This is a genomic window from Corynebacterium sp. MSK074, assembly GCF_030229735.1.
Classification (GTDB): Bacteria; Actinomycetota; Actinomycetes; order Mycobacteriales; family Mycobacteriaceae; genus Corynebacterium.
In genome coordinates this window covers 259,991-272,145 of the sequence record NZ_JASPIX010000002.1, presented here as the reverse complement: position 1 = coordinate 272,145, position 12,155 = coordinate 259,991, and the positions used below count along the sequence as shown (strand labels likewise).

The window sequence follows — 12,155 nt, the reverse complement described above, 5'->3', positions numbered from 1 at the left end:
AAGAGTTTTCGCACGTGGGGGGCCACTAACGAGCCTAGTTTCACCGCTGCGGGCCCAATTCCGCCACAAATTCACAACAAAAAGGCCACATTCTGCCTAAATCCTGCTACGTGGAGTTCATCACACCTGCCTATTTCCCCACCTTGACGGGGGTAACCACAACAGAAACGATTGCATGCACACAGAGCAAAAGGGCCCACTACCTTTCCTTCCAGAAAAGCGGTGGGCCCCAACAAAGGCCTCTTCCCTATTACGAGACGTAGGTGACGCGCGAGGTAACTACTGCCCACACCTCCGTGCCCAAGGTGGCAAAAAGTGCCAGCATGACGGTTACGAACAGCGCCATGGTGTCATAGAAATCCATATCTCGGATTACGAGAAGCACCATGACCAAGACGATGACCTTGAGCAGCCAACCGCCCAGCACCACGGCCATGGTGTTGGCAGGAGTGGTATTGGCGGTCAGCAAAACCGACAAAGCGGTGAACAAGACGAAGCCGCCACCGATAGCGGCACCGACCAGGACTCCCCAAATGCCGGGGAGACCGCTGATACCGCCCCAGACAGCCAAGGAGACCACCGTAATGACCAGCAGGGCTAGGCCGCCCAGTCTGACCGCCCTTTGCATGGGACGGCGGTGGTCATCAAATTCCGAGGGTTGCGTAGTCGCTTGTGCTTCACTCACGGCTACACACCCTACCTCACGAGGGCTCGGATTCCTTCACCACGACGGTCTCTCGCGCAGCAGGCCCAATCTTTCCTTGGCGTAAAGGGACGAGGGTCGCCGCGAACGCGAGGAGCAAGGCAACGACGGTAACACCAATGGCCACTGGTGCGGGCACGATGGAAAAGGACACCGCGCCGAAGGCTACGGCGGAGACCCACAGATAAAGGACCAGCACGGTCCGGCGGTGGGTATGGCCGAGCGAGAGTAGGCGGTGATGGATGTGCGCCTTATCCGCAGAAAACGGTGAGCGCCCCTGGGACAGGCGGCGAATGACGGCCCAGACAAGGTCCAGGACTGGAATAAACACCGCTGCGACCACAACGATGATGGGCGACATCAAGGCGACAATGTCCACCGTGCCGTAAAGAGACATGTTGATCTTGCCAGACGCAGAAGTCGAGGCCGCAGCGAGCAAGAGACCAATAAGCATCGAGCCAGAATCCCCCATGAAGATGCGCGACGGTTCGAAGTTATGCGGCAAGAATCCAGCGCACATTCCCACCAAGGCAGCGCTGATGATGGCCGGTGGGTAGGCCGAGACCGCACCGCCTTGGTCATGGAGAACGGTCAAAGAAAACACCAGAATTGCCCCGCCCGCAATCATGCCAAGGCCTGCCGCTAGGCCATCGAGGCCGTCGACAAAGTTGATGGCATTGATGAGCAGAACGGTAAAGAAAGCGGTGAGCAGGGTGCTTTGCAATTGGTCGAGGACGACCGTGGTGCCGCCGCCAAAAGGGATGAAAAGCAGGGTCCAGGTAAGGCCCAGCCCGCTCATCAAGGTGGCAGCAAAGAGCTGGCCAAACAGCTTCACTATGGCACTCAGCTCCACCAAGTCATCGACCACTCCGACAAGCACTAGCGCCAGGGCCGCCCAGAGCACCGCATTCATCTCCGGAGTGACGGGCATAAAACCCCGAGTCAAGGCTGGAAGCTGGGCTGCGAGGAATATCGCCGCCGCGAAGCCGGTAAACATGGCCACCCCACCCATGCGCGGGGTGGGCTGCGTGTGGGCGTCGCGCAGGCGAATCTCCGCCACGCGGCCGGTGCGCACCAAAACGGAGCGCACCACGCCGGTGGTGAGATACGTAAATGCTGCTGCGACGAGGATGACGAGGGCCAGCTCGCGCAGCGGTACACCACTGCCGCTCACGCGCATTCCTCCCTTAAGCCTGTGGGCGGGTACGCAGGGTCTGCGCGTCGACGCCAATGACCTCGCCGATTTCCTCGGCCGAGAGTGCCCCTTCTCGCAGCAGATACGGGCGCTCGCCGGAGAGATCAATGATGGTCGAGGGCTTGCCGACGGCCGTCTCTCCCCCATCCAAGTAAACCGTCACGGCTTTACCAAGCTGCTGCTTCGCCATGAGCGCCGTGGTCGGCGGCTGGTGGCCAGAAATATTGGCGGAGGAGACAGCCATGGGGCCAACCTCGCGCAGCAACTCGATGGCAATGGGATGCAACGGCATGCGCAGCATCACGGTGCCGCGGGTATCGCCAAGGTTCCACGGCAGCGATGGTGCTTGCGGGACTACGATGGACAGGCCACCGGGCCAGAAGGCCTCAACCAAGTCACGCGCGGTATCGGTATAGGAAGCAACGAGGCCGCGAACGGTATCCCAGGACCCCACTAAAACCGGCACCGGCATATCCGGGCCGCGCTGCTTGGTGGCCAAGAGGTTGGCTACGGCATCATTATCAAAAGCATCGCAGCCGAGACCGTAGAGCGTATCGGTGGGCATGACCACAAGGCGGCCGGATTGCGCAGCCTTGACCGCAATATTCATCCCCTCTTCGCGCTCGGCATCATCGGCGCAGTTAAAAATCTTTCCTTGCATAATCTTTTCCCCTTCTTGCCCTCAATGGTGTCTTAGTCTACCCCGCGCACCGCAGTGACAAAGCGGGGCGTTCCCGTCAGGTCTTGCAGCGGGGCGATCTGTTCAAAGCCGCCGTGGCGGACCAATGCGGCTTGTACGGCCTCGCTCGTGGAATCGTCGTGTTCGATGGCTAACTTGCCGCCTGGGCGTACAAGGCGCGCAATGGTCGGGATAAGGCCTGTGATGACCCCCATCCCATCCGTACCGGCAAAGACCGCGTTATGCGGGTCATGATAGACCTCCGGTTCAAGATCCGAGGTCTCTGGCACATAGGGCGGGTTGGTCACGAGCAGGTCCACGGTCCCATTCCATTCCGCCAAAGTATCGTCGACCGTGGCGTCAGCCTGGATGACCTCTACCCCGGTGTTACGGGTATTGGCTTGGGTATAGGCTAGGGCGGCGTCGGCAAACTCCACTGCCTTCACCTGCGCGTCAGGCAGATAGTGGTGGAGGTAGAGCGCCAACGCGCCCGTGCCGGTGCACAAATCAACCAGCCGCGGGCCTTCCGCATTGCGCACCGCCCAGTCCGCCATAACCTCGGTTTCCGGCCGCGGGATAAACACGCCCGGGCCCACCTTGAGCTCCAGCGGGCCGAACCAGGCGCTGCCTAACACGTACTGCAAAGGCTCGCGGTCCTCCCGGCGGCGAAGCAGCGCATCAAAGGCCACGTCGAAGCCGGGCATAGAAGACTGATTGAGCGGGATATCCATGTGGCCGCAGTGGATGAGGTGCGCGGCCATAATGCGTGCATCCCATTCAGGGCTGGCCACCCCGGCAGCACGAAGGCGCTGCACCCCGCGGCGCAGCGCCTGTCCATACGTGTTATCCACGCTGGTTTAACCCTCGGCCTCGAGGCGCTCGGCACGCTCTTGGTCCTGCAGGGCCTTAATAAGGTCATGCATGTCGCCATTCAACACAGAATCCAAGTTATTGGCCTTGTAACCAATGCGATGATCCGTGATGCGGTTTTCCGGCCAGTTATAGGTGCGGATGCGCTCGGAACGGTCCATGGTGCGCACCTGGGAGGCGCGCTGCTCGCCGGCCTCAGCCTCGCGGGCCTCGCGCTCCATCTGATCCAGGCGGGCCTGCAGGACCTGCAGCGCACGCGCCTTGTTTTGAATCTGGGAACGCTCCTTCTGGCAGGTCACGATAAGCCCAGTGGGCAGGTGGGTGATACGCACCGCGGAGTCGGTGGTGTTCACGCCCTGACCGCCCTTACCGGAAGAGCGGTAAACGTCGACGCGAATATCCTTGTCATCGATATTGACGGACTCGACCTCTTCCGGCTCCGGGTAGACCAGCACGCCGGCGGCAGAGGTCTGGATGCGGCCCTGGGACTCAGTGACCGGAACGCGCTGTACGCGGTGCACGCCGCCCTCAAACTTGAATACGGACCATGCACCATCGCGCGACGGGGACTTGGAGCGGAAGGAAATGGTCATATCCTTCACGCCGCCCAGATCGGACTCATTGAGGCCCAAGACCTCCCAATTAAAGCCCGTCTTATCCGCATAGCGCTCGTACATGCGGGCCAAGTCACCGGCAAAGAGGGCTGCTTCTTCGCCGCCCGCGCCGGCCTTGATTTCCATAATGATGTCCTCGGAATCCTGCTCATCGCGCGGCGCGAGCAGGTCAGCGAGCTTTTCTTCCAAGTTCTCCACGGACTTTTCTAGCCGGTCCGCTTCCTCCTGGAAGTCATGGTCCTCATAGGCCATCTCCTTGGCATCGGCGAGATCCTCGCGCGCCTGGGTGAGCTCATCATTGACCATGATGATGGGTCGCAGCTCCGCGTAGCGCTTGGAGAGCTTGCGGAATTGCTTCTGGTCGCCGGCTACTTCCGGATCGGCCATCTGCATCTCAATGCCCTGGTACTCGGACACGATGTCATCAACGAGTGAAACCTGATTAGACATAATCTTCTTCATCCTTATCCGCAGCCATCGGGGCCGAGGAGGCCACCTGCATCAAGAACTCGCCATTGGAGCGGGTCTTCTTCAGCTGCTTAATGAGCAGGTCAATGGCCTGGTGGGAATCCAGGGCGGAGAGGATGCGACGCAGCTTGGTCATGATGCGTGCTTCCTCTGGTACGAGCAGCAGCTCGTCCTTACGAGTACCGGACGGGTTAACGTCCACGGCTGGGAAGACGCGGCGCTCAGAGATGCCACGGTCCAGCTTCAGCTCGGCGTTGCCCGTGCCCTTGAATTCCTCGAAGATGACGGTATCGCCGGTAGAGCCGGTCTCCACCATGGCGGTGGCGATAATCGTCAGCGAACCGCCCTCTTCGATATTGCGGGCGGCACCCAGGAAGCGCTTTGGCGGGTAGAGCGCGTTAGAGTCCACGCCGCCGGAGAGAATGCGGCCAGAAGCCGGGGAGGAATTGTTATAAGCGCGACCCAAGCGGGTAATGGAATCCAGCAGAACCACGACGTCCTTGCCTTGCTCCACCAGGCGCTTGGCGCGTTCGATAGCCAGCTCTGCCACGGAGGTGTGCTCTGATGGCGGGCGGTCAAAGGTGGAGGCAATAACCTCACCGTTGACGGAGCGCTGCATGTCCGTAACTTCCTCAGGGCGCTCGTCTACGAGAACGACCATGAGGTAGCACTCCGGGTTATTGGTAGAAATCGCGTTGGCGATATTCTGCAGAATCGTCGTCTTACCAGCCTTTGGCGGGGAGACGATAAGCGCGCGCTGGCCCTTACCAATCGGCATGATGAGGTCAATGACGCGGGTGGTGAGGATCTTCGGATCCGTTTCCAAACGCAAGCGCCTATTCGGATACAGCGGGGTGAGCTTATTAAAGTGCGGGCGCTGCTTTGCGCCTTCCGGATCGATGCCGTTGACGGTATCGACCTGTACCAGCTGGTTGTACTTGCGACGGTTGCGGCCATTGCCGTGCGTATGCGTCGGGCCGGAGACCTTGACCTGGCCAGTGATGGCGTCACCAGAGCGCAGGCCCAAGCGGCGGACGATGCCGTTGTTCACAAAGACGTCGGAAGCCGCGGCGCGGTAGCCCGTGGTGCGCAGGAAGGCGACATTATTGTCTACGACATCCAAGATGCCGCCGACGGCCTGCAGCTCATCGCCCTCGCGGACCTGCAAATCGTTGCCGCCGTTATTGTCATTATTATTTCCGCGGCCGCGGCGGTTGCGGCGGTTGCGGCGCCCACGGCGGTTGCCGCGCTCGTGGTTATTGTTGTCCTCGTGGCGATTGCCGCGCTGCTTATTATCGCCGCGGTCATTCTTCTCGCCCTGATTATCGGAGCCGTCCTGGGAGTTATTGTCGCGGTTGTCCTTAGTGCCGCCCTGCTCCTCGTTGCGGTTGCGCTCCTCGCGCTCTTGCCGTTCCTGGCGCTCCTGACGCTCTTGGCGGCGGGCGCGGTTGCGGCGAGCGCGGCGGGCCTGGGAGCGCGACTCATAGCGCTGCTCCTCGCCAGATCCCTGCTGGCGGTTATCCTGCTTCTCGCTGGATTCTTCCTGCTTTTCCGCCTTCTGTGGCGCATTTTCCTGCGGCTTATCTGCCTTCTCAGGCTTCTCTGCCTTTTCCGCCTTTTCTACCTGAGCGGCCTTTTCCACCTTGGCCTTGGCCTTAGGCGGAACCTTTCCGGTCTTGATAGCGGTGATGAGATCCCCCTTGCGCAGGGCAGAGACACCACGTAGGCCGCGCTCTGCGGCCATTTTGCGCAATTCCGGCAGCTTCAGGGATGCAAGATCCTGTGCTGCGGTGTTGTCCGTTTCGCTCACGGATATCCTTTCGTTGCTTGACCAGGTCCGATTATGCGGGAGCCGCCGCAGCCTTTGCTCGCGGCGTTGCACTGGAAGCCAATGTGTATTTTTCTAGGACTTCTCGCCCTCGTGCCAAGGCGCATGCGCGTCCTGCCGGGCAATAAGTATGAGGCCTCTTCCGTGTCCTTATGGAGACTTCGCACAGCTAGTGCGCGAACCGGAAGAAATCAAGAAACGACTGCGGGCAAAATACTTCTCTGGGCCCGAATGCATAGGAAAGGGGAGCTAAAACTTTCCGGTTTCCTACCAGTCGCGAACAAGTATAACGCATAGGGCGCAACGCCCGCACCATGACACCGCTACAGTAGAGGCATGCTTTCCACGATGATGGATATCCCCCTCTCCCTGACCCGCATTTTGGAATACGGTGCCTCGGTACACGGGGACACCACGGTTACTACTTGGCACGGTGAGGGCACCGGCTCGGAATTCGATCCGGCCGAGGAAGTTACCTTCCGCGATATCGCTGCCCGCGCCGCCGCGTTCGCCCACGCCATTCACGATGAATTGGGTATCACCAGCGATGAGCGCGTGGGCAGCTTTATGTGGAATTGCGCCGAGCACTTGGAGGTTATGTTTGGCACCGCCTGCAAGGGCGCGATTTTTGCCCCGCTGAATAAACAGCTGATGAATGACCAGATTCGCCACATTATTAACCATGCGGAAATCTCCGCCATCGTGTGCGATCCCCGCTTAGCGCAACAGCTAGGCAAGGTGCTCGTGGGCACCGACTCCGTGGGAAGCGTCATCATCACCGGCGCCCAACCAGCGCAGCAGTTTGCCCACCTTTTCCCCCGCGGGGTTGAGGTGTATTCCTACGAGGCTCTTATCGACGGCCGCTCTACCGTCTATGACTGGCCCGAGCTAGATGAGCGCACGGCCGCGGCGCTGTGCTATTCCACGGGCACCACGGGTGCCCCCAAGGGAGTGCTGTATTCGCACCGGTCCCTCTATTTGGAGGCCATGCAGCTGCGTTCCTCGGACTCGCTGTGCATTACCCACGGCGAGACCTTCCTGTGCTGCATTCCCATCTGCCACGTGCTCAGCTGGGGCGTTCCCTTCACCTGTTTCATGACGGGCACCCCGCTGGTGCTTCCCGACGCCGACGTGTCCGCCCCCACCCTTGCCAAGGCCATCGCCGCTACCTCTCCGCGCGTGGCACACGGCGTGCCTACCATCTGGATCCAGCTCTTTGTCCACTACATGCACCATCCACCAGAGCGCATGACGCTCACCGAGATCTACGCCGGCGGCTCCCCCGTCCCGCCGACGCTGATCAAGATGTGGGAGGAGCGCTACGGCGTCGATGTGGTCCACGTGTGGGGCATGGTGGAAACCTCCACCGTGGGCAGCGTTGCCCGCCCGCCCCAGGGCGCCTCCGGCGATACCCGCTGGGCCTACCGCGTATCCCAAGGCCGCATCCCCGCCTCACTGGAATACCGCGTGGTCAACGACGGGCAAGTCGTCGCCCGCACCGACCGCAATGCCGGCGAGCTGCAGGTGCGCGGCAACCTGGTCACCGGTTCCTACTACCACTCGCCCACCGCTGAGCCGGGCGAAATCGCCTCCGAATTCCGCGGCAAGCAAGTCGAGGCCGCTGAGGATAAGTTCACCGCCGATGGCTGGCTGCGCACTGGCGACGTCGGCTCTGTTACCAAGGACGGCTTCCTTACCGTGGAGGACCGCGCCCGCGATGTCATTCGCTCCGGCGGCGAATGGATCTATTCCGTGCAGCTAGAAAACCTCATCATGTCCGACGAGCTTGTCGTCGAGGCCGCCGTCATCGGCTACCCCGATAAGCAATGGGTCGAGCGCCCACTCGCCGTCACAGTATTGGCCGAGGGCGCCTCGCCCACCATCGAGACCGCAGAACGCCTGCGCGCCAGCATGCGCAAGGAACTGCCGAGCTGGATGCTGCCAGAGTATTGGACCTTTGTGAAGTCCATCGATAAGACATCCGTGGGCAAGTTCGATAAGAAAGATTTGCGCGCCCACCTGGCAGAGGGCGAGTACAACATCATCCGCCTCAAGGGCCCGGGTGAATCCCAGCGGCTCGACGTCACCAACGCCGCCGATTTAAGCCGGGAAAACTAGGAATAAATTCGCCGTTGCAGCTTGGTGTACCTCGTCCCCTCTCTTAGACTGGCACCAATGACCCCTTCCTCCCAGCAGCCCGTGGTTTCCCTGCCCCTGCCTACCGTGGGCCGAGCGAAACCGCCGGCGGATCTGCCTGCACCGGCCGCTGATGGCACGCGCGCACTGGTGGATCGCTATGGACGCCAGGCCCGTGACCTGCGCGTCTCGCTGACGGATCGCTGCAACCTGCGCTGCACCTATTGCATGCCGGCCGAAGGCTTGGAGTGGATGCCCACAGAGCAAACCTTAAGCGATGAGGAAACCATCCGGCTGATCCGGATAGGCGTCGGCAAGCTGGGCATCCGCCAGGTGCGCTTTACCGGCGGCGAGCCCCTGCTGCGCAAGTCGCTGGAGAAAATTATTGCTGCGACCAAACAGCTGCGCACTGACCAAGGCCGCTCCCCATCCACCGCGCTGACCACCAACGGGCTTGGCCTAGAAAAGCGCGCCGGCGCCCTCGCCGCGGCCGGGCTCGACCGCATCAATATCTCGCTCGACACCATCGACCGCGAGCGCTACGCCGCACTCACCCGCCGCGATCGGCTCGACCACGTGTTGCAGGCCATCGCCGCCGCGGATGCCGCGGGCCTGCATCCCATCAAGATAAACGCCGTGGTCATGCCCGGGGTCAACGAAGAAGACATAGTCCCACTGGCGGACTATGCCGTCCACCACGGCGCCCAGCTCCGCTTCATCGAGCAGATGCCGCTCGGGCCCCGCGAGCAGTGGCGCCGCGAGGACATGGTCACGGCCGAGGACATCCTCGCCCGCCTGCGCACCCACTTTTCCATGGCGCCGGCACGCGAACCACGCGGCTCCGCCCCCGCCGCCCTGTGGGAGGTTAGCGCTCCGGATGGCACGCGCGGCACGCTGGGCATCATTGCCTCGGTCACCCACCCTTTCTGCGGCAACTGCGACCGCACCCGCCTTACTACTGACGGCGCCATTCGCAATTGCCTCTTTGGCAATTCCGAAACCCCGCTGCGAGACCTGCTGCGCTCCGGTGCGAGCGATGAGGACATCATGGAAGCTTGGGCCGGGGAAATGTGGGCCAAAAAGCCGGGCCACGGCATTGACGACGAAGGCTTTCTCCAACCGGACCGTCCGATGTCCGCCATTGGCGGCTAACCTGAATCTTATGTCCACGCCCCGCAGCATCTCCGCGCATCTCGATGCCGTACTCGCGCTGGCTTCCACTCCACCGGCTGGGTCCGCGCCCGTCGACGCCTCCCTCAGCGGCCGCGTCCTCGCTGCCGACGCCACCGCGCGCTTTCCCGTGCCACCCCACGCCAACTCGGCGATGGATGGCTTCCTCGTCCATGCCGCGGATCTCTCCTCCTCCGCACCATGGAGCCTCCCCGTCGCCGGCGATGTACCGGCCGGCGCGGCTCCCATCGATGTCCCCGCCGGCCACGCCGTTCGCATCATGACCGGTGCCCCCGTGGCCGATACCGCAGGAATGCTCGTCGTTCCCGTGGAAGACACCACCACCCCGGCCGGCCCGGTAGCACTTCCGGACGAGGTCACCATCACGGAGGCCCCCGCCAAGTCGCATATCCGCCCCGCCGGCGAGGACATCCAGCCCGGCGCGCCAGTCGCCACCGCCGGCACGCTTATCGATGCCGCCGTCATCGCCGCCCTCACCTCCGCCGGCGTATATACCGTTACGGCCTTTCGCCGACCCCGCATCGCGGTCATTTCTTCCGGCGAAGAACTCGTCTCTTCCCCAGCGCAGCTCGCCCCCGGCCAGCTGCCGGATTCCAATGGCCCGATGCTCGCCGCTCTCTGTGGCGCAGATACACACGTCCATGTGGGCGATGCCCCTGCGGACCTAGCCTCTGCGCTAGATGAGCTAGCCCCGTCCCACGACCTCGTCATCACCTCGGGTGGCGTATCAGCCGGCGCCTTCGACGTCGTCCACACCGTACTTGGGCGCACGGATTCCGCGTGGTTCGGGCACGTCGACCAGCGCCCGGGTGCCCCGCAGGGCTACTCCCTGTGGAATAACACCCCGGTTCTGTGCTTGCCCGGAAACCCTGTGGCAGCCTTCGTCGATTTTCAGCTGTATGCCCGGCCACTTATCGCCGCACTGTCCGGACACCCCGCGCCACGCCAACGGGTCAACCTGCGCGCCCGAGTGGACACGCGCCTTCCCGCCTCCCGCGGCCGGCCGACCATTGTTCCGGTCACCGTAGACTTTCAGGCAGCGCCCGCCATCACCTCGCACCTGCCCCACGGCAGTCACCGCATCGTGTCGCTGGCCGGCAGCAATGGCTTTTGCCTCATCGACTCCGAGCCGCCGGCCGTGGGCGAGGACATCACCGTTTATTTGTATTAAGGAGCAACCATGGAATTTACCCACCTGAACTCTGACGGCGCCGCCTACATGGTCGACGTCACCGAGAAGCAGCCCACCGTGCGCACCGCCACTGCGGAGGGCGAGGTCGCTTGTTCCCCCGAGGTGATGACCGCGCTGCGCGATGGCACCGTACCCAAGGGCGATGTCCTCGCCGTCGCCCGCATCGCCGGCATTTCGGCCGCCAAGAAGGTCCCCGAGCTACTTCCCTTGGCACACACCATCGGCGTACACGGCTGTGCAGTGGAGCTCACGCTTGCCGACGACCACGTTTCCATCTCCGCCACCGTCCGCACCGCCGACCGCACCGGCGTGGAAATGGAGGCGCTGACGGCCGTAAATGTTTCCGCGCTCGCCATTATCGACATGGTTAAGGGCGTGGACCGCTCCGCCTATATCCGCCGCTGCGGAATCGTGGCGAAATCCGGCGGCCGCTCCGGGGACTGGTCCCGCACCCTCCCGGAGTCCTAATGCTCGGCGCGGTCATCCTCGCCGGCGGCCACGGCAGGCGCATGGGCGGCGCCGATAAGGCCTCCCTTCTTGTCCACGGCACGCGCTTTGTCGACCGCCTGCTCGCCCAGCTTCCCTACGGCATCCCGGCCGTAGCTGTCTCCCCGCATTGCCTCGGCGTGCCCCAGGTGTGCGAGTCACCGCTCTACGGTGGTCCCGTCGCCGGCATCGCGGCCGGCGCCCAGGCGTTATCCCACTGCTCCGAACTCGCCCTCTTCGCCGTGGATGCCCCCGATTCGCCGCGGCTCCTTCCTCATCTGCGCTCGACCCTCGCTTCCTCCTCTGCTGATGCCGTACTCACCCGCGCCGCCGACGGCTACCTCCAGCCGCTGTGTTCCCTCTGGCGCGCTCCCGCGCTCCACGCTCAGCTCGAATCCCTTCCTACGACTCGGAACGTCTCCGTCCGCCGCCTCATCCGTGGCGCCAATTTCATCGAGATTCCCGGCACCGGCGCCGAACGCGACTACGATACCCGTGCGGAGCTGCGCGAGCTTCCTGCGTTGCCTCCCCACACCGCCCTTCGCGCTCACCGGCAGCCGCTCGGCTAGTCCTCCACTTCCGCCGGTGACCGCCAAGGGAGAAGTCTCCGCCTCCCCTCCCTTCGCGCTCACTGGGAGCCGCAGCAAGCGCGAAATCGCCGCCTCCGTGAGCGCGAGGGGTGGACGAATACACAAACCCGCCCTTCGCGCTCACGGTGGGCATCAAATGTGACCACGAACGGTCGCTGGTGAGCGCGAAGGGCGGGAGGAACAGGAGGAGCGGGAGGGGCCGA

The 12,155-nt window shown here is 62.8% G+C and carries 11 protein-coding genes; 5 read left to right on the top strand and 6 right to left on the bottom strand.

Going from position 1 to position 12,155, the window contains the following annotated elements; translation table 11 throughout:
- Nucleotides 1-250: 250 nt before the first annotated feature.
- The 6 genes from QP965_RS03295 to rho form a co-directional block, all read right to left on the bottom strand.
- Nucleotides 251-628, bottom strand: a complete 378-nt coding sequence (locus tag QP965_RS03295) for a Cg1360 family ATP-synthase-associated protein (RefSeq protein ID WP_284844147.1) — start codon at nucleotides 626-628, stop codon at nucleotides 251-253.
- A gap of 73 nt (nucleotides 629-701) precedes the next feature.
- A complete protein-coding gene (locus tag QP965_RS03290; protein ID WP_284844011.1) occupies nucleotides 702-1,877 on the bottom strand; it encodes an MraY family glycosyltransferase in 1,176 nt (391 codons plus the stop codon).
- A 13-nt stretch (nucleotides 1,878-1,890) separates the two neighbouring features.
- Nucleotides 1,891-2,559 (bottom strand): L-threonylcarbamoyladenylate synthase, encoded by a 669-nt coding sequence (locus tag QP965_RS03285; RefSeq protein WP_005327639.1) that lies wholly within the window; start codon nucleotides 2,557-2,559, stop codon nucleotides 1,891-1,893.
- 32 nt (nucleotides 2,560-2,591) lie between these two features.
- On the bottom strand, nucleotides 2,592-3,428 hold the full coding sequence (gene prmC, locus QP965_RS03280; protein ID WP_284813911.1) for a peptide chain release factor N(5)-glutamine methyltransferase: 837 nt from the start codon (nucleotides 3,426-3,428) through the stop codon (nucleotides 2,592-2,594).
- Between the two features lie 6 nt (nucleotides 3,429-3,434).
- Nucleotides 3,435-4,511: a peptide chain release factor 1 gene (gene prfA / locus QP965_RS03275; protein WP_239228092.1), complete on the bottom strand. Its 1,077-nt coding sequence runs from the start codon at nucleotides 4,509-4,511 to the stop codon at nucleotides 3,435-3,437.
- On the bottom strand, nucleotides 4,504-6,339 hold the full coding sequence (gene rho / locus QP965_RS03270; RefSeq protein WP_284844012.1) for a transcription termination factor Rho: 1,836 nt from the start codon (nucleotides 6,337-6,339) through the stop codon (nucleotides 4,504-4,506). The genes prfA and rho overlap by 8 nt, the downstream gene beginning before the upstream one ends.
- 354 nt (nucleotides 6,340-6,693) lie before the next feature.
- On the opposite strand from rho, the gene QP965_RS03265 reads away from it, so the two are divergent.
- The 5 genes from QP965_RS03265 to mobA are packed head-to-tail and all read left to right on the top strand — an operon-like array spanning nucleotide 6,694 to nucleotide 11,931.
- Nucleotides 6,694-8,475 (top strand): long-chain fatty-acid--CoA ligase, encoded by a 1,782-nt coding sequence (locus tag QP965_RS03265; RefSeq protein WP_284844013.1) that lies wholly within the window; start codon nucleotides 6,694-6,696, stop codon nucleotides 8,473-8,475.
- Nucleotides 8,476-8,532: 57 nt separating this feature from the next.
- On the top strand, nucleotides 8,533-9,645 hold the full coding sequence (moaA, locus tag QP965_RS03260) for a GTP 3',8-cyclase MoaA (protein WP_284844014.1): 1,113 nt from the start codon (nucleotides 8,533-8,535) through the stop codon (nucleotides 9,643-9,645).
- A 10-nt stretch (nucleotides 9,646-9,655) separates the two neighbouring features.
- Nucleotides 9,656-10,855, top strand: coding sequence for a molybdopterin molybdotransferase MoeA (locus tag QP965_RS03255; RefSeq protein ID WP_284844015.1), 1,200 nt, complete (start codon nucleotides 9,656-9,658; stop codon nucleotides 10,853-10,855).
- A gap of 9 nt (nucleotides 10,856-10,864) precedes the next feature.
- Nucleotides 10,865-11,344, top strand: coding sequence for a cyclic pyranopterin monophosphate synthase MoaC (gene moaC, locus QP965_RS03250; protein ID WP_198492889.1), 480 nt, complete (start codon nucleotides 10,865-10,867; stop codon nucleotides 11,342-11,344).
- Nucleotides 11,344-11,931 carry a molybdenum cofactor guanylyltransferase gene (gene mobA / locus QP965_RS03245; protein WP_284844016.1) on the top strand — a complete coding sequence of 196 codons (588 nt, stop codon included), beginning with the start codon at nucleotides 11,344-11,346 and terminating at the stop codon, nucleotides 11,929-11,931. The genes moaC and mobA overlap by 1 nt, the downstream gene beginning before the upstream one ends.
- The last annotated feature ends 224 nt before the right edge of the window (nucleotides 11,932-12,155 follow it).

Bases quoted from the DNA above. Each gene is read 5' to 3' on its own strand.
- moaA (WP_284844014.1), top strand. From the start codon at position 8,533: ATGACCCCTTCCTCCCAGCAGCCCGTGGTTTCCCTGCCCCTGCCTACC.
- QP965_RS03285 (WP_005327639.1), bottom strand. From the start codon at position 2,559: ATGCAAGGAAAGATTTTTAACTGCGCCGATGATGCCGAGCGCGAAGAG.
- moaC (WP_198492889.1), top strand. From the start codon at position 10,865: ATGGAATTTACCCACCTGAACTCTGACGGCGCCGCCTACATGGTCGAC.
- prfA (WP_239228092.1), bottom strand. From the start codon at position 4,511: ATGTCTAATCAGGTTTCACTCGTTGATGACATCGTGTCCGAGTACCAG.
- QP965_RS03295 (WP_284844147.1), bottom strand. From the start codon at position 628: ATGCAAAGGGCGGTCAGACTGGGCGGCCTAGCCCTGCTGGTCATTACG.
- QP965_RS03255 (WP_284844015.1), top strand. From the start codon at position 9,656: ATGTCCACGCCCCGCAGCATCTCCGCGCATCTCGATGCCGTACTCGCG.
- QP965_RS03265 (WP_284844013.1), top strand. From the start codon at position 6,694: ATGCTTTCCACGATGATGGATATCCCCCTCTCCCTGACCCGCATTTTG.
- mobA (WP_284844016.1), top strand. From the start codon at position 11,344: ATGCTCGGCGCGGTCATCCTCGCCGGCGGCCACGGCAGGCGCATGGGC.